The sequence below is a fragment of the Streptomyces sp. NPDC087422 genome (genome assembly GCF_044744145.1).
Classification (GTDB): domain Bacteria; phylum Actinomycetota; class Actinomycetes; order Streptomycetales; family Streptomycetaceae; genus Actinacidiphila.
On record NZ_JBIUXT010000001.1, the window covers coordinates 63,698 to 80,598 of the forward strand.

12 protein-coding genes are annotated in these 16,901 nt (G+C 74.3%); 10 read left to right on the top strand and 2 right to left on the bottom strand.

All coding sequences use genetic code 11. The features are described from left to right. Positions 1-103: 103 nt before the first annotated feature. The 10 genes from ACIO6U_RS00315 to cobC all read left to right on the top strand — a co-directional run bounded on the left by ACIO6U_RS00315 (position 104) and on the right by cobC (position 12,055). Complete coding sequence (locus ACIO6U_RS00315) at positions 104-2,215, top strand: putative cobaltochelatase (protein ID WP_401714579.1); 2,112 nt, start codon at positions 104-106, stop codon at positions 2,213-2,215. Continuing rightward, positions 2,215-2,811 carry a cob(I)yrinic acid a,c-diamide adenosyltransferase gene (gene cobO / locus ACIO6U_RS00320; RefSeq protein ID WP_355333755.1) on the top strand — a complete coding sequence of 199 codons (597 nt, stop codon included), beginning with the start codon at positions 2,215-2,217 and terminating at the stop codon, positions 2,809-2,811. The genes ACIO6U_RS00315 and cobO overlap by 1 nt, the downstream gene beginning before the upstream one ends. Continuing rightward, complete coding sequence (locus ACIO6U_RS00325; RefSeq protein ID WP_401714581.1) at positions 2,805-4,253, top strand: cobyrinate a,c-diamide synthase; 1,449 nt, start codon at positions 2,805-2,807, stop codon at positions 4,251-4,253. The genes cobO and ACIO6U_RS00325 overlap by 7 nt, the downstream gene beginning before the upstream one ends. Next, a complete protein-coding gene (cobI, locus tag ACIO6U_RS00330; protein ID WP_401714583.1) occupies positions 4,250-4,993 on the top strand; it encodes a precorrin-2 C(20)-methyltransferase in 744 nt (247 codons plus the stop codon). The genes ACIO6U_RS00325 and cobI overlap by 4 nt, the downstream gene beginning before the upstream one ends. After that, entirely contained in the window at positions 4,990-5,889 is a 900-nt protein-coding gene (cobM, locus tag ACIO6U_RS00335) for a precorrin-4 C(11)-methyltransferase (protein ID WP_401714585.1), read from the top strand. The genes cobI and cobM overlap by 4 nt, the downstream gene beginning before the upstream one ends. Before the next feature lie 4 nt (positions 5,890-5,893). Continuing rightward, on the top strand, positions 5,894-7,138 hold the full coding sequence (gene cbiE, locus ACIO6U_RS00340; protein ID WP_401715785.1) for a precorrin-6y C5,15-methyltransferase (decarboxylating) subunit CbiE: 1,245 nt from the start codon (positions 5,894-5,896) through the stop codon (positions 7,136-7,138). Further along, positions 7,135-9,333 carry a precorrin-3B C(17)-methyltransferase gene (cobJ, locus tag ACIO6U_RS00345; RefSeq protein ID WP_401714587.1) on the top strand — a complete coding sequence of 733 codons (2,199 nt, stop codon included), beginning with the start codon at positions 7,135-7,137 and terminating at the stop codon, positions 9,331-9,333. The genes cbiE and cobJ overlap by 4 nt, the downstream gene beginning before the upstream one ends. A 64-nt stretch (positions 9,334-9,397) precedes the next feature. Further along, positions 9,398-10,033 carry a precorrin-8X methylmutase gene (locus tag ACIO6U_RS00350; protein WP_401714589.1) on the top strand — a complete coding sequence of 212 codons (636 nt, stop codon included), beginning with the start codon at positions 9,398-9,400 and terminating at the stop codon, positions 10,031-10,033. Then, positions 10,030-10,926 carry a CbiX/SirB N-terminal domain-containing protein gene (locus ACIO6U_RS00355; protein ID WP_391159658.1) on the top strand — a complete coding sequence of 299 codons (897 nt, stop codon included), beginning with the start codon at positions 10,030-10,032 and terminating at the stop codon, positions 10,924-10,926. The genes ACIO6U_RS00350 and ACIO6U_RS00355 overlap by 4 nt, the downstream gene beginning before the upstream one ends. Further along, on the top strand, positions 10,910-12,055 hold the full coding sequence (cobC, locus tag ACIO6U_RS00360) for an Rv2231c family pyridoxal phosphate-dependent protein CobC (protein ID WP_401714591.1): 1,146 nt from the start codon (positions 10,910-10,912) through the stop codon (positions 12,053-12,055). The genes ACIO6U_RS00355 and cobC overlap by 17 nt, the downstream gene beginning before the upstream one ends. A 29-nt stretch (positions 12,056-12,084) precedes the next feature. Here the strand turns inward: cobC and ACIO6U_RS00365 are convergent, their stop codons facing one another. Both ACIO6U_RS00365 and ACIO6U_RS00370 read right to left on the bottom strand, forming a co-directional pair. Beyond that, the gene (locus ACIO6U_RS00365; protein WP_401714593.1) at positions 12,085-15,219 is read right to left on the bottom strand and encodes an ABC transporter substrate-binding protein; all 3,135 of its coding nucleotides are present in this window, start codon (positions 15,217-15,219) and stop codon (positions 12,085-12,087) included. A gap of 134 nt (positions 15,220-15,353) precedes the next feature. Further along, a complete protein-coding gene (locus ACIO6U_RS00370; RefSeq protein ID WP_401313265.1) occupies positions 15,354-16,598 on the bottom strand; it encodes an SCO1860 family LAETG-anchored protein in 1,245 nt (414 codons plus the stop codon). Positions 16,599-16,901 lie beyond the last annotated feature (303 nt).

Genomic DNA, 16,901 nt, shown 5'->3' on the forward strand with positions numbered 1-16,901 from the left:
CCACCCCGGTTCTCCAGCCCGCCCGGCGATTGAGGGCTTCGGGGAGGGGCGGGGTGGGGGGAGAGATGTCAGCGAACCGCATGTGCACGTACGAGGAGGCATCGTGAGTACGCCGTATCCGTTCACGGCCCTGGTGGGCCAGGAAGACCTGCGGTTGGCGCTGCTGTTGAACGCCGTGAGCCCGGCGGTGGGCGGGGTGCTGGTCAGGGGGGAGAAGGGCACCGCGAAGAGCACCGCGGTGCGGGCGCTGTCGACACTGCTGCCGGACGTACCGGTGGTGCAGGGGTGCAGGTTCTCCTGCGACCCGGCGGCCCCGGACGCGCAGTGCCCGGACGGCCCGCATGAGGCGGGCGGGGGAACGGCCCGCGCGGCGCGGGTGGTTGAGCTGCCGGTCGGCGCGAGCGAGGACCGACTGGTGGGCGCGCTGGACATCGAGCGCGCCCTGTCGGAGGGCGTGAAGGCGTACGAGCCGGGCCTGTTGGCGGCGGCGCACCGCGGCGTGCTGTACGTGGACGAGGTGAATCTGCTCCACGACCACTTGGTGGACCTGCTGCTGGACGCGGCGGCGATGGGCGCGAGCTACGTGGAGCGCGAAGGCGTCTCCGTCCGGCACGCGGCCCGCTTCCTGCTGGTCGGCACGATGAACCCGGAAGAGGGCGAGTTGCGCCCGCAGTTGCTCGACCGGTTCGGCCTGACGGTCGAGGTCGCGGCCTCGCGGGAGACCGACGAGCGCGTCGAGGTGGTCAGGCGGCGGCTGGCGTACGACGCGGATCCGGCCGGTTTCGGGGCGCGTTGGGCGGCCGACGAGCAGGCGGTGCGTGAACGGATAGCCGCCGCGCGGCGGTTGCTGCCGTCGGTGCGCCTGGGCGACGGCGCGCTGCGGCAGATCGCGGCGACGTGCGCGGCGTTCGAGGTGGACGGGATGCGCGCGGACATCGTCATGGCGCGTACGGCGACGGCGCTGGCCGCGTGGGCGGGCCGCACGGTCGTCCTCGCCGAGGACGTACGGCAGGCCGCGCTGTTGGCGTTGCCCCACCGGCGGCGTCGCAACCCCTTTGACGCGCCCGGCCTCGACGAGGACAAGCTGGACGAGACGCTGGAGCGGGAGCGCGGGGCCGGCGAGGGAGAGGGAGAGCAGGGCGAGGGGCGGGACGGCGAGGGGGACGACGACCCGGACACCGACCCGGACGGCCCCGGCGGCGGGCCGTCCGGGCCTCGGGAGCCGGAGGGCGGCCCGCAGGGCGGCTCTCGGGAACAGCCCGGCGGCGAGCAGGACGCGCCCGCGGGCCAGGACTCCCCCGCCGCGAGCGCGGGTGCGGGCGACAGCGCGGGCGACGGCTCCGGGCCCAAGGGCGAGCGCTCGGCGGTCGGCGCCGGGGACCCGTACAGGACGCGGCACTTCGATGTGCCGGGCATCGGCGAGGGCGCGGCCGGGCGCAGGTCCAGGGCCCGTACGGCGCACGGCAGGACGACCTCCGCCAGGCGCCCGCGCGGCTCGCTGGGCAAGCTGCATCTGGCGGCCACCGTGCAGGCGGCGGCCCCGTACCAGCGGGCGCGCGGCCGGTCGGGCGCGGGGCTCGTGATCCGCCGGGACGATCTGCGGCAGGCGGTCAGGGAGGGCCGCGAGGGCAATCTCGTGCTGTTCGTGGTGGACGCGTCCGGCTCGATGGCGGCGCGGGAGCGGATGACCGCGGTCAAGGGCGCGGTGCTGTCGCTGCTGCTGGACGCGTACCAGCGGCGCGACAAGGTCGGTCTGGTCACCTTCCGCGGCGCGGACGCCGACCTCGTGCTGCCGCCGACGTCGTCGGTCGAGGCGGGCGCGGCCCGGCTGGAGAAGCTGCCGACCGGTGGGCGTACGCCGCTGGCCGCCGGGCTGCTCAAGGCGCGTGAGGTGCTGCGCGTGGAGCGGTTGCGGGACGCCACGCGGCGCCCGCTGCTGATCGTGGTGACGGACGGCCGGGCGACCGGCAGCCGGGCGGCGGCGGGCAGCACGGTCAAGAGCGGTCTGGAACCGATGGCGCTCGCCGCGCGGGCGGCCCGGCTGCTGGCCGCAGAAGGCACCGCCTCGGTGGTCGTGGACTGCGAGTCGGGCCCGGTCAGGCTCGGCCTGGCGGGCGCGCTGGCACAGGAGTTGGGCGGCGTCGCGGTGACGCTGGAGGAACTGCGCGCCGACACGGTGTCCGCGCTCGTCAACGACGTACGGAGGGCCGCGTAATGCCGCAGGGGCAGCCGAGTGCCGTACCCGACGACGGTTTGACGACCCGTCAGCGCAGGAACCGGCCGCTGACGATCGTGCACACCGGGGTCGGCAAGGGGAAGTCGACCGCCGCCTTCGGTCTCGCGCTGCGCGCCTGGAACCAGGGCTGGCCGGTCGGGGTGTTCCAATTCGTCAAGTCCGCCAAGTGGAAGGTCGGCGAGGAGCGGGCGCTGCGCGTGCTCGGCGACTCCGGCGAGGGCGGGACCGTCGCCTGGCACAAGATGGGCGAGGGCTGGTCCTGGGTGCAGCGGTCCCTGGAGTCCAGCGAGGACGCGGCACGCGAGGGGTGGGAGCAGGTCAAGCGGGACCTGGCCGCCGAGACGTACCGGCTCTACGTGCTGGACGAGTTCGCGTACCCCATGCACTGGGGGTGGGTCGACACCGACGAGGTCGTCGCCGTGCTCCGCGACCGGCCCGGCGCCCAGCACGTCGTCATCACCGGCCGCAACGCGCCGCCCGCGCTGGTCGACGCCGCCGACCTCGTCACCGACATGTCCAAGGTCAAGCACCCCATGGACGCCGGGCAGAAGGGGCAGAGGGGCATCGAGTGGTGAACGTCCCGCGCCTCGTGGTGGCCGCGCCCGCCTCCGGAAGCGGCAAGACCACCGTCGCCACCGGGCTGTTGGCCGCCTTCGCCGAGGCCGGGCTCGCTGTGTCCCCGCACAAGGTCGGGCCCGACTACATCGATCCCGGCTACCACTCGCTCGGCGCCGGGCGGCCCGGTCGCAACCTCGATCCCTTTCTGTGCGGGCCCGACCGTGTCGTCCCGCTCTTCGCGCACGGCGCCGCCGGGTGCGAACTCGCCGTCGTCGAGGGCGTCATGGGGCTCTTCGACGGTGCCGCGGGGCGCGGTGAGCTGGGCTCCACCGCGCAGGTCGCCAAGATTCTCCGGGCGCCGGTGGTTCTCGTCGTGGACGCCGGCGCGCAGTCGCGGTCCGTCGCCGCGCTCGTCCATGGCTTCGCCTCCTGGGATCCCGAGGTGCGGATCGGCGGGGTCGTTCTCAATCAGGTCGCTTCCGATCGGCACGAGGCCCTTTTGCGGGCCGCGCTCGACGAGTCCGGGGTGCCCGTGCTCGGTGTGCTGCGGCGCGCGCCGCTGCTTCATGTGCCGTCACGGCACCTCGGGCTCATTCCTGTCGCCGAGCGGCGGGGTGACGCCGTGGGGTGGGTCCGTGAGCTCGCCGCGCTCGTGCGCGGTGCCTGCGATCTGCCCGCGCTCCTCTCCCTGGCGCGCAGCGCCCCGGACCTGCCGGGCACCGCCTGGGACCCGCTGGCCGAGCTGGCGGCCTGCGGCGCCGCTTTCCCCCACCCCGCCCCTCCCCGAAACCGTGGCTCCGCCCCGGCCCCTTCCCCGGCTGCCGCTGCGGGTGGGGCCGGGGGTTCGGGCTCGGATGCGGGGAGGGGCGCGGTGGTGGCTGTCGCGGGTGGGGCGGCGTTCACGTTCGGGTACGAGGAGCAGGCGGAGCTGCTGCGGGCGGCGGGGGCGGACGTGGTGGGGTTCGACCCGCTGCGGGACGAGGAGTTGCCGGAGGGTACGCGCGGCGTGATCCTCGGCGGCGGCTTCCCCGAGATGCACGCCGCCGACCTGTCGGCGAATGAGCGGCTGCGCGAGGCGGTCGCCGCCTTCGAAGGCCCGATCGCGGCGGAGTGCGCCGGACTCCTTTACCTGACAAGGGAGTTGGACGGCGCCCCGATGTGCGGGGTGCTGAACGCCACGGCCACGATGACCGACCGCCTGACGCTGGGCTACCGCGAGGCCGTCGCGCTGAGCGACAGCGTGCTGGCGGCGGCCGGCACCCGCCTGCGGGGCCACGAGTTCCACAGGACCCGCGTGGAGCCGGGCGCGGGCGCCACCCCGGCCTGGGGTTTCACGGGAGAAGCCGCCCGCAGGGTCGACGGCTTCGTGGAGAAGAACGTGCATGCCTCGTATCTGCATGTGCACTGGGCCGCCGAGCCGTCACTGGCGCGGCGCTTCGTAGAGAGGTGTGCCGAATGACCGCGCTGCTGACCGGAGTCGGGGTGGGCCCCGGCGACCCGGAGCTGGTGACCGTCAAGGGAGTGAACGCGCTGCGGGCGGCGGCCGTGGTCGTCGTACCGGTACTCGACACGGGCGAGCGGGGACGGGCGGAGGCGACCGTACTGCACTACGTGGACGCGGCGCGGATCGTCCGGGTGGTGTTCGCGCTGAACGAGCGGACCGACCGGGCGCGGCGGGAGGCGGCGTGGGACGCGGCGGGCGCGCGGATGGCCGAACTCCTGCGGGAGCACGGGACGGTGGCCTTCGCGACGATCGGCGACCCGAATGTGTACTCGACGTTCACGTATCTGGCGCAGACGGTCACGGAGTCGGTGGCCGGGGTGCGGATCGAGACGGTGCCCGGCATCACGGCGATGCAGGATCTGGCGGCGCGCAGCGGGGCCGTACTCACCGAGGGAACCGAGCCGTTGACGCTGGTGCCGGTGACGGCGGGGGCCGCGGTGCTGCGGGCGGCGCTGGAGGGGCCCGGCACGGTGGTGGCGTACAAATTCGGGCGGCTGGCCGGGGAAGTGGCGGCGGCGCTGCGGGAGACCGGCAGGACCGAGGGCGCGGTGTGGGGCAGTTCGCTGGGGCTGCCCGGTGAATCGATCAGGCCCGCCAAGGAGTTGGCGGAGGAGCTGCGGGACGGCGCGCTGCCGTACCTGTCGACGCTGATCGCGCCCGCGCGGCGCGACGGCGGCCGGGGAGGAAAGCTGTGAGCGGCGCGACGGAACCGGGGACGGGCGCCGCAAGCGGCGCGAAGGTGACGATCGTCGGCGCGGGCCCCGGCGCGGCGGATCTGCTGACCTTCCGGGCGGCGCGGGCCATCGCGGAGGCGGACGTCGTCATCTGGGCGGCGAGCCTGGTGCAGGCCGAGGTGCTGCGGCACGCCCGCGACGGCGCGGAGATCCTGGACTCCGCGGCGATGTCGCTGGAGGACGTGGTCGCGGTGTACGAGCGGGCGCTGCGCGAGGGGCTGCGGGTGGCGCGGATCCACTCGGGCGATCCGGCGCTGTGGGGCGGCACGCAGGAGCAGGTGGACCGCTGCGCGGGGCTCGGCATCGAGGTGGAGATCGTGCCGGGGGTGTCGTCGTTCTCGGCCGTCGCGGCCCTGGCAGGGCGGGAGTTGACGATTCCCGAGGTCGCGCAGTCGGTGATCCTGACCCGGCTGGGCGGCGGCAAGACGCCGATGCCGCCGGGCGAGGAGGTCAGGGAATTCGCCCGGCACGGTACGACGATGGCGGTGTTCCTGTCCGCGGCGCGGTCCGGGCAGCTCGCCGCCGAGCTGCTGGAGGGCGGCTACGTCACCGGCACCCCGGTGCTGATTGCCCATCAGGTCACGTGGCCCGAGGAGCTGTTGCTGCGTTGCACGGTCGGCACGATGGAGGCCACCGTCAAGGAGCACAAGCTCTGGAAGCACACGCTCTTCCTGGTCGGACCCGCGCTCGCGGCCTCCGGGACGCGCTCGCACCTCTATCACCCCGGCCACTTCCACGGTTTCCGGCGGGCCGATCCGGTGGCGCGGCGCGCCCTGCGGGAGTCCCGTGCTCCGGGAGAGTCCCGTACGCCGGAGGAGTCCCGCGCTTCGGGGGACTCGCGTGAGTCCCATGGGTGACGGCGTGATCACCGTCCTCGGCGTGGGTACGGGCGGCCCGGTGCCCGACGTCGGCGCCGCCGATCTGGTCGTCGGCGCCGCCCGGCACCTCGGCGCGGTCCAACTGCCCGCCGGGGCACGGCGCGTGGTGCTCGGGCCGCTCGCACCCGCGCTCGACACGATCGCGGAGTACGCGGCCGCGCCCGGTGCCCGCGTGGTCGTGCTCGCCTCGGGCGACCCCGGATTCTTCGGGATCGTACGGGCGTTGGGCGCGCGGTTCGGCGCGGCGGCGCTCGACGTACGGCCGTCGTCCCCGTCCGTCGCGGTGGCCTTCGCCCGGCTCGGGCTGCGCTGGGACGACGCGGTGGTGGTCAGCGCGCACGGACGCGATCTGCGCACCGCCGTCCATGTGTGCCGGGCGCATCCCAAAACGGCCGTACTGACCGGACCCGGCGCGGGACCGGCCGAGTTGGGCGCGGCGCTGGCCCGTACCGGCCTGGACCGTACCCTCGTTGTCGCCTCCGCGCTCGGTACGGACGCCGAGCGCGTCGAGCGGGTCTCGCCCGCGCGGGCCGCCGAACGGGACTGGTCGGGGGCCGGGGTCGCGGTGGTGCTGTGCCTGGCGGCGGACTCCTTCGGCGAACGGGCCGACGTCTCCCGTACGGTCGCGGGGCCGCCGCCCGCACCCGCCCAATGGGCGCTGCCCGAGGAGGAGTTCGCGCACCGCGACTCCATGGTCACCAAGTTCGAGGTACGGGCCCTGGCCCTGGCCCGGCTCGGGCCGCGCACCGGGGACCTGGTGTGGGACGTCGGGGCCGGGTCCGGGTCCGTGGCCGTGGAGTGCGCGCGGTTCGGCGCCGCCGTGGTCGCCGTGGAGAAGACGGCCGACGGCGTCGAGCGGATACGGGCGAACGCCGTCGCGCACGGCGTGGACGTGCAGGTCGTGCACGGGGACGCGCCCGCCGCGCTCGACGGACTGCCCGACCCCGACGCCGTCTTCGTCGGCGGCGGCGGGCGGGAGCTGGCCGCGATCGTCGAGGCGTGCGCCCGGCGGGCGCGGCGGACCGTCGTGGTGACGCTCGCCGCCGTCGACCGGGTGGCGGAGGTCCGCGGTGCCCTGCGGGCCGCCGGGCTGGTGCCCGACGGTGTCCTGCTCCAGTCGTCGCGGCTCGCGCCGCTGCCCGGGGAGGTGGCGCGGCTGGCCGCGACGAATCCCGTGTTCGTGCTGTGGGCCCGGCGCCCCGCACCCCAAGAAGGAGAGCTCTCGTGATCGGCCTCATCCACGCCACCGCGGCGGGGCGCACCGGATGCGAGCGGCTCGCCGCCGCGTGGCCCGGCAGGACGGTGCTGTACGGGGACGGCGCGGACCGTCCGCTGCGGTCCGTGGTGGCGACGGCCTTCGCCGAGTGCGACCAGCTCGTCCTCTTCCTCGCGACCGGCGCCGCCGTGCGGCTCCTCGCCCCGCTGCTGCGCGGCAAGGCCGAGGATCCCGGTGTCGTCACCGTCGACGAGGCCCACCGCCACGCCGTCGCCCTCCTCGGCGGGCACGGCGGCGGCGCCAACGCTCTGGCCTCCGCCGTCTCCTCCGTCCTCGGGTCCGCTCCCGTCATCACCACCGCGACCGACTCCGTCGGCACCCCCGCGCTCGACGCCCTCCCCTACCCCACGGACGGGCCCCTGGCCCCCCTCACCCGCGCCCTCCTCGACGGCGCCCCCGTCCGCCTCCACACCGACCAGACCTGGCCCCTCCCCGCCTTTCCCCTGACGGTGGTCCCGGCAGAGTGGACCCCAGCGCACTCGGGGGAACCGTCGCCCCCCGAAGACCCCCGGACGTCGGCCGGGCCCCGTACGGCTCCGCCGCCCCCCACCATCCCGCGTCCGCCGGACGCGGCGGATTCAGGGGAACCCACTTCCCCCGAAGACCCCCAGACCTTGGCCGAGCGCCGCACGGCACCGCCGAACACCGCCGTCCCGCGTCCGCCGGACGCGGCGGATTCAGGGGAACCCTCGTCCCCCGAAGGCCCCCGGACGTCGGCCGGGCGGGACCAGCCGTTCACGCTCCGGCCCGGGCCCCCGGCCCAGCGCGAGCTGACCTCGGCACCGCCGAACACCGCCGTCCCGCGTCCGCCGGACGCGGCGAATACAGGGGAACCCTCGCCCCCCGAAGGCCCCCGGACTGTGGCCGGGCAGGACCAGCCGTTCACGCTCCGGCCCGGGCCCCCGGCCCAGCGCGAGCTGACCTCGGCACCGCCGAACACCGCCGTCCCCCGCCCGGCGGGCGCGGGTGGGTATGCGGTGTGGGTGACGGATCGGGTGGTGGGGGGAGATGAGGGGGGCGTCGCGGTGTTTGTGAGGCCGCCGTCGTTGGTGGTGGGGGTGGGGGGAAGCCGGGGGGTCGGGCGGGAGGAAGTGGTCGGGCTGGTGCGCGGCACCCTGGCGGAGGCGGGGCTGGCGGAGAAGAGCGTGAGCGCCCTGGCGACGGTGGACGCGAAGGCCGGGGAGGAGGGGATCGTGGCCGCGGCGGCGGAGTTCGGGGTGCCGTTGCTGACGTACGCGGCGGCGGAACTGGCGAGGACGGCCGTGCCGAACCCCTCGGCGGCGCCGCTCGCCGCGGTCGGGACACCGTCCGTGGCGGAGGCGGCGGCGATCCTGGCCGCCGGGACCGACGGCCAACTGATCGTGGAGAAGCGGAAGTCGGCGATGGCGACAGCCGCCGTCGCGCGGCGCCGACCGCGCGGACGGCTGGCCGTGGTGGGCCTGGGCCCCGGCGCCCGCGACCTGGTGACACCGCGCGCCGTGGCGGAACTGCGCCGCGCGTCCGTGATCGTCGGCCTCGACCAGTACGTCGACCAGATCCGCGACCTGCTGATGCCCGGCACCCGCGTGCTGGAGTCGGGGCTCGGCGCGGAGGAGGAACGGGCCCGCACCGCCGTCGCCGAGGCCCGCGCCGGGCACGCCGTCGCGCTGATCGGGAGCGGTGACGCCGGGGTCTACGCGATGGCCTCCCCCGCGCTGGCGGAGGCGGCCGACGACATCGACGTGATCGGCGTCCCGGGCGTGACCGCCGCCCTGGCGGCAGCCGCCCTGCTGGGCGCGCCGCTCGGCCACGACCACGTCTCGATCAGCCTGTCCGACCTGCACACGCCCTGGGACGTGATCGAACGGCGCGTGCGGGCCGCCGCCGAGTCCGACCTGGTCGTGACCTTCTACAACCCCCGCAGCCGCGGGCGCGCCTGGCAGTTGCCCAAGGCGCTGTCCGTCCTGGCCGAGCACCGCACCCCGCTGACTCCGGTCGGCGTCGTCCACGCGGCGTCCCGCCCGGACGAACGGGTCGAGGTCACGACGCTCGCCGACCTCGACGTCGGCACGGTCGACATGGTGACGGTCGTGACCGTCGGCAACACCGCCAGCCGTATCGTCTCCGGCCGCATGGTGACCCCCCGCGGCTACCGCTGGCAGACATGACGGCGCCCCGTCACCTGTTCCCACAAGCCCCGACCGCCCCCACCCCCTCCGGAGGAGAAGCCGCGTGAACCGTACGGTCCACCCCATTGAGCAGGAGTCCTTCCGCATCCTGCGGTCCCGGCTCGACACCTCAGGGATGACGCCGCTGCGACGGGCCGTCGTGGAGCGCGTGATCCATTCGAGCGCGGACCTCGGGTACGCGGAGGACCTGGTGTGCGAGGAGTCGGAACTCCGTTACGCGCACGCCGCGTTGCACGCGGGCGCGCCGATCGTGGCGGACGTGGAGATGGTCGCGTCCGGGATCACGGCACGGTCCTCGGTGTGCCGGCTCACGGACGCGGCGTCCGGGCCGGGACTGACGCGCAGCGCGCACGCGATACGGCTGGCGTACGCGGAGGTCGGGCCGGGCGCGGTGTGGGTGGTCGGATGCGCGCCCACGGCGCTGGAGGAGTTGCTGAACCTGGACGCGGCGCCCGCGTTGGTGATCGGGCTGCCGGTCGGCTTCGTCGGCGCGGCGGAGAGCAAGGCGCGGCTGCGGGCGTCGGGGCTGCCCGCGGTCAGCAACGTCTCGGAGAAGGGCGGCTCCGCGGTGGCCGCCGCGGCGCTCAACGCCCTGTTGTACACGGAATATCCCCTCGCGGAACATCACCTCACCGACCGTCCCCTCGCCGACCATCCCTTCAAGGAGAACGACCAGTGACCCACCCCCCTGCCCTTCTGCTCGTCGGCCACGGCACGCGTGACGCGGCCGGTGCGGCCGCCTTCCGCTCGTTCGTGGCGCAACTGGGCGCGGCCAGTCCGGAGTTGGCGGTCGGCGGCGGCTTCATCGAGCTGTCGCCGCCGCCGCTGGCGGACTCGGTGGCGGAGCTGGTCGGCGCGGGCGTACGCGACTTCGCCGCCGTTCCACTGGTGCTGGTGTCGGCCGGGCACGCCAAGGGCGACATACCGGCGGCGCTGGCCCGTGAGGAGCGGCGCCATCCGGGGACGTCGTTCGCGTACGGCCGCCCGCTCGGGCCGCATCCGAATCTGCTGACGGTGCTGGAGCGGCGCGTGGACGAGGCGCTGGCGGGCGCCGACCGCGCGGGGACCACGGTGCTGCTGGTGGGCCGGGGTTCCACGGATCCGGACGCCAACGCCGAGGTGTTCAAGGTGGCGCGGCTGCTGTGGGAGGGCCGTGGTTACGCGGGGGTGGAGACGGCCTTCGTGTCGCTGGCCGAGCCGTCGGTGCGGGCCGGTCTCGACCGCTGCCGCAAGCTGGGCGCGCGCCGCGTCGTCGTCCTGCCGTACTTCCTGTTCACCGGTGTGCTGCCGGACCGGGTACGGGACCAGGCCCGCGAGTGGGCGGGGGAAGCGCCGGACGTGGAGCTGCGCTGCGCCGACGTGATCGGCCCCGAGCCGGAGTTGGCGGAGCTGGTGATGGAGCGCTACCGGGAGACGGTACGGGGCGACCTGCGGATGAACTGCGACTCGTGCGTGTACCGGGTCAAGCTCCCCGGCTTCGAGGACCGTGTCGGGCTGCCGCAGCAGCCGCACCACCACCCCGACGACCCGTCGCACAGCCATGGAAGCGGCCACCATGCGCACACCCACTGACCGCGACCGCGTGCCGGACCCGGCGGCGGGCGGCGGCCCGGACCCGTACGGCCGCGACACCCCCGACGGCCATGACGCCCGCCGCGCCGAAGTCGCCGCCGACGGCTACGACTTGCGGCATCACGGTGACGCCGAGGTCGGCGAGGGCCTGATCGACCTCGCGGTCAACGTCCGCGCGAACACTCCCCCGCCCTGGCTGCGCGAGCGCGTCGCGCGGTCGCTGACCGGCCTCGCCGGATATCCGGACGGCCGGGCGGCGCGGCACGCGGTGGCCCTACGCCACGGGCGGCCGGACGCCGAGGTGCTGGTGACGGCCGGAGCGGCGGAGGCGTTCGTGCTGCTCGCACGGGCACTGACACCACATCACACCGTTGTGGTGCACCCGCAGTTCACCGAACCCGAGGCGGCGCTGCGGGCGGCCGGCCACGAGGTGCGACGGGTCCTGTTGTCCGCGTCCGACGGCTTCCGGCTCGACCCGGCGGCGGTCCCGCCGGAGGCGGATCTGGTGGTGGTCGGCAATCCGACCAACCCGACGTCCGTCCTCCATCCGGCCGCGCTGATACGGGAGTTGGCCCGTCCGGGGCGCACGCTGGTGGTGGACGAGGCGTTCATGGACGCGGTGCCGGGCGAGAGCGAGTCGCTGGCCGGGTGCCGGGACGTGCCGGGGCTCCTCGTCCTGCGCAGTCTGACCAAGACCTGGGGCCTGGCCGGACTGCGGATCGGCTACGTGCTCGGCGACGCGGACACGGTCGCGGCGCTGGAGAGCGCACAGCCGCTGTGGGCGGTGTCGACTCCCGCGCTGGCGGCGGCCGTTGCCTGCGTGGAGCCGGACGCGGTCGCGGAGGCGGCGGAGGCGGCCCGTACCGTGGTCGGCGACCGCGCCTACCTGCTGGACCGGCTGGCCGCACTCCCCGGAGTCGAGGTCGCGGGCGACGCGCCCGCCGGTCCCTTCGTCCTGCTGCGCATGGCCGGAGCGGCCGACGTCCGGCTCCGGCTGCGAGAGATGGGCTACGCGGTCCGGCGCGCCGACACCTTCCCCGGCCTCGGACCCGACTGGCTGCGGATCGCCGTACGCGACCGCCGTACGACGGACGGCTTCGCGAACGCCCTGGCCACGGCCATGGCCTGAGAGCAGGGCGCTCAACCGGCCGCTTCTGCCTACTGCTTGACGCCGAGGGCGGTGAGGTCGACGCCGCCGAGGACCGGCTGCTCGTAGACGTTGGTGAGGCGGGGGGCGCGGTAGACGAGGTGCTGGGTGTAGATCAGCGGGACCATGGTGCCCTCGCCCATCACCTTGGCATCGATGGCCTGCCACAGGGACGCGGCCTTGGCCGGATCGGTGACGCCGTCGGCCTGCGTGACCAGGCCGTTGATCTCGCTGTCGTCGAGCTGGGCGTAGTTGTTGATGCTGCCCGGCTGGATCAGCGAGCGCAGGAAGCCGCCGCCGGTGGGCCAGTCGGCGGCCCATCCGGTCATCACGATGCCCCACTTGGCGCTCTTGAGCTTGCTGGGCGACAGCAGCGTGTCGTAGAAGGTACTGGCGTCCTGCGTGACGATCTTGACGGTGATGCCGACTTCGGCGAGGGAACCGCGGATGGACTGCATGGCGTCCTCGACCCGCCCCGGCGCCTTGACCCCGGCCATGGTGACGGTGAAGCCGTTGGGCTTGCCGCACTTGCCCAGGTACTTGCGTGCCTCGTCGGGGAACGACACCCCCGCGTTGGTGCCGAAGGGCGTGGCCGAGGTGCTGTATCCGTCGGTGGTCGGCGGCAGCATCGTGGTGGCCACCTCGCCGCCGGCGTACTGCCCGCCGAGCACGGCGCGGACCTGCGCCTTGTCGATGGCGTACTGCACGGCCCAGCGGCACTCGTACCGGTCGAAGGGCGCCACCGTGGTCTGGAGGCTCAGGAAGCGGGTGGTGCCGTTGAAGACGAGGTCCGTATTGGCCTTCAGCGCCGGGTCGTTGAGGATCTTGGTCTCGGTCTGGTCGCTGACCGTCTGGCCGGCCAGGTCGAGGTCGGCGCTGCCGTCGAGCAGGTCGGTCTCGACCTCGTCCTGACTGCTGACGATCTTCAGGTCGATCGCGTCGGGCAGCGCGGAGTGCACGGTGTCGGTCCTGGGGTCCCAGTGGGTGTTGCGGACCAGGTGCAGCGAGGCGCCCGAGGTGTAGCTCGCGACGCGGTAGGGGCCGCTGCCGACGGGGTGCTTCCCGAAGTCCTTGCCGCCGCCGGTGTCGGCGGACTGCGGGACGGGCGCGCCGATCGACAGCGCGAGGACGTAGCGGAAGTCCGCGTAGGGCTTGGCGAGCCGGAAGACGATCGTGCGGTCGTCCGGTGTGGCCACCGAGCGCAGGCCGAGCTTGCCGGGGTCGCTGTCGGTGTACGGGCCCTGGTAGTTCTGCCCCTGGTCGAGGAGGTCCACGAGGTGGGTCGGGCCGCCGGGGAACTCGTCGCGGGCGAAGGTCCGCTCGATGCCGTACTTGACGTCCTTGGAGGTGATCGGCGCTCCGTTGTCGAAGGTGACGCCGTCCTTGAGGCGGAAGGTCCAGGTGCGGCCGTCGGAGCTGACCTGGCCGGTGTCGGTGGCGAGGTCGGGGACGACCTTGCGGCCCGCGCCGCCGGGCGCGGGCGCGTAGTCCACGAGTTTGCGCAGGTAGAGGCGCTGGAGATTCCACGACGGCTGGTCGTAGGTGGCGGCCGGGTCGAGGAGATTCTCCGAGGCGTAGGAGGAGATGAGCTTGAGCGTGCCGCCGGTGGCCGTCGAGGGTCTGACCACCCCGTTCAGCCCGCCGCTGTAGCCGGAACCCTCCTTCCCGCCGTGGAGTTGAAGCGCCGCGTTCTGCACGGTCGGCTTGTCGGTGGGCTTGTCGTCGCCGTGCTTCTTGCCGCCGAACGGCGCGAAGGTGAGCGTCACGGTCACGGCGACCGCGGTGACCGCCAGCCCGGCCGCGCCCGCCATCCACCGGCGGCGCCCGGCCCCGCCCCGCGGCGGCTCCGCGGGCCTGCCCACATTGAGCGGCGGCGGGGTGCTCGGCAGATACTGCGGCGGCACCGGGCGCTGCGGGGCGCGGTACGCGGGGTGCTCCGGCTGGTGGTAGCCGGCCGCGCGCGGCGGCGGGGTCGCGTCGCTCGCGGCGGCGGGCGGTATGGACGAGCCCCGGCCCGCGGACGGGGAGGGAGTGCCGGACGAGGGTGCGGGAGTGCCGGAGGACGGGGAAGGCGTGCCGGACGAGGGCGAGGGCGTGCCGCCGGACGGGGAAGGCGTGCCCGGCGACCCGGCGGGGGTCCGCGGTGCCCGCGGCGGCGTGCCTGCTCCGGCCGGGTCCGCCTTGGGCGGCAGCGCGGGCAGCCCGGCGCCCGGCACTCCGAAGGTCGCCCGGGGGTCGGCCGCCGACGACCGCTTGCCCGAACCGCCGTCCGCGGGTTCCGCGGCGGGTCCGGTCAGGGCGGTGGAGCCGGTGGCCGCCAGCCAGCCGCGCAGTTGGTCGCGGAAGGCGGCGGCGCCCTCGGGCCGCTCGGCCGGGTCCTTGGCGAGCGCGGCCAGCACCAGCGCGTCCAACTCCTCGGGCACCCGCGGATTGCGGGCGGACGGGGCCGGGGGCGGGGTGTGGACGTGCCAGTACATGAGGTTGATCGGGTTGCCGTCGGTGAACGGCGGTCTGCCGGTGAGCAGTTCGGTCAGGACGCAGCCGACCGCGTAGACGTCGCTGCGGGCGTCGACGTCGACGCCGTTGATCTGCTCGGGCGACATATAGCTGGGCGTGCCGATCGCCGAGCCGGTGGCGGTCAGCCGGGCGTCGCTGTGCAGGACGTGCGCGATGCCGAAGTCGGCGACCTTGACGGCGCCTTCGGTGGTGATCATCACGTTGGCGGGCTTCACGTCGCGGTGGACGGTGCCGTGGCTGTGCGCGTGGGCGAGCGCGTCCAGCACGTCGGCGGCGATGCGCGCCGCGCGCTCGGGCGCGAACCAGACCTGCTCGCGGACGAGTTGGGCGAGCGTGCTGCCCCGCACGTACTCCATGACCAGGTACGGCACCACGGTGTCGTCGTCGGTGCGGACCTCGTCCTGGTCGTGGACGGTGACGATGCCGGGGTGGTTGAGCGCTCCCGCGGCCTGCGCCTCGCGGGCGAACCGGCGGCGCGCGTCGGGGTCGCTGGCCAGTTCGGGCAGGAGCGTCTTGACCGCGACGGCGCGGCCCATGCGGGTGTCGCGGGCGCGGTGCACCCGGGCCATTCCGCCGGAGCCGAGAAGCTCCGCCAGTTCGTAACGACCCGCGAAAAGCCCGTCGACCATTACTCGTTCGCCCCGTTCGCCCATCCCCAAGTCGAACGGCAGTCGAGCCGCCGTTCGTAGGGAACAGAGTAGAGGGCGGCTCCCGGAGCGGAGCCGCCCTCCCCTGTATTCCCCCGATCCCCCCGTGGGCCGGACTACTCGCCGCGCGAAGCGGCGGCCTTGCGGCGGCGGTTGGTGAGCAGGAAGGCCCCGCCGCCCACCGCGATCAGGCCGATGGCGCCGTACGCCATGTACGGCGTGGAGGAACTGGCGCCGGTCTCGGCCAGGTTGCCGGTGTTCACCGAGGTGTCGGTGCCGGTCTGCGGGTGGGTGTCGCTGCCGCCGGAGGTGGAGCCGCCCGAGGTGCCCGCGGAGCCGGACGTACCGCTGGAACCGCCGTTGCCGGAACCGCCGTTGGACGAGCCGGAGGTGGAGCCGCCGGTGGAGTGACCGCCCGTGGAGCCGCCGGTCGAGCCGCCGTTGGTGGACCCCCCGTTCGTGGAACCGCCGTTCGCGGCACCTCCGTTGGCGGAGCCGCCGTTCGTCGAGCCGCCGTTGGTGGACCCTCCGTTCGTGGAACCGCCGTTGGTCGAGCCTCCGTTCGTGGAACCGCCGTTCGTCGAGCCGCCGGAGTTGCCGCCCGACGTCGACCCCCCGGTCGAGCCGCCGGCCTGGGGCGTACGGCAGGTGGCCTGCGCCAGCGTGACGTCACCGGTGACCTCGGCGACCCCCAGATTCAACGGGTTGATGTGGACCTTCAGTTGAAGGGCGGTGGCGGCGGCCGTTCGGGAGGTGGTCACGGTGTTGGTGAGCTGGAGACTGACCTCGCCGACCCCGCCGACGCGGACGTCGGTGGTGCCGACCGCGTTGAGCGAGATGGTCCTGCCGAGGATCGTCACCCCGACCAGCTTCGAGCTGGCGGTGGGCTTGTGGCCCACCTGGCAGGTCGCCTTGGACGTGACGGCGTCCAGCTTGATCAGCGAGAGCAGCGGAAGTCCGGGGACATGGACCTCGGCCTTGGCCACGTTGGCGTAGCCCTCCGCCTTGTCACGGTCGGCGGTCGCGTTCGCCGTCGCGACGTCGGCCCGCAGGATGCTGATCTCGCGACCCTGCTCGACACCGCTGCCGACCTTCACGGTCAGCGCGGTCTCCTTCGCGTCGGCGGGCGCCTTCACATCGTTGAGCGAGACATTCACCGGGACGTCCACGGTCTTGTTCAGCAGCGATACGTCGAGGCCCGCTCGCAGCACGGTCGCGGTGGACGTGCCGCCGCCCGACGGCGCGGGGGTCGCCTGCGCGCCCGGCGCTACGGCGAGGGTGCCCGCGGCGAGGGCGACGGCGGCGCCGATGGCGGCGGCCGAACGGCGTGCGGGCAGGCTGATGTTGATGGTGCGGTACACGGTGGAAAACCCCCACAAGTGGCATGGAGTCCCCGGCGCACGACTGTTGGGGACAGCCGCCGGGGACCTCGACCCGGCAATGTTTACGCACGGAGGGTGAACTGGCGGGCACACGGCGTCAGTTCACCCATAAGGGTGGTTTCCGTGAACTTCTTCGAATCTCGCCGCACGACCGTTCCCCCGCGTCACCCGGACCACGGGATGACACCCCTCACCTCGGTTGACGCCCCGGGCGTGCGCGAAGATGCCTAACGCGTCCCGGCTCCCGTACGTCACGGTCGGTCAACTCACGTCCTCGCACGT

What these genes read in the sequence shown, in the direction of transcription:
- cobO (WP_355333755.1), top strand. Translation starts at nt 2,215, where the DNA reads ATGCCGCAGGGGCAGCCGAGTGCCGTACCCGACGACGGTTTGACGACC.
- cobI (WP_401714583.1), top strand. Translation starts at nt 4,250, where the DNA reads ATGACCGCGCTGCTGACCGGAGTCGGGGTGGGCCCCGGCGACCCGGAG.
- cobC (WP_401714591.1), top strand. Translation starts at nt 10,910, where the DNA reads ATGCGCACACCCACTGACCGCGACCGCGTGCCGGACCCGGCGGCGGGC.
- ACIO6U_RS00365 (WP_401714593.1), bottom strand. Translation starts at nt 15,219, where the DNA reads ATGGTCGACGGGCTTTTCGCGGGTCGTTACGAACTGGCGGAGCTTCTC.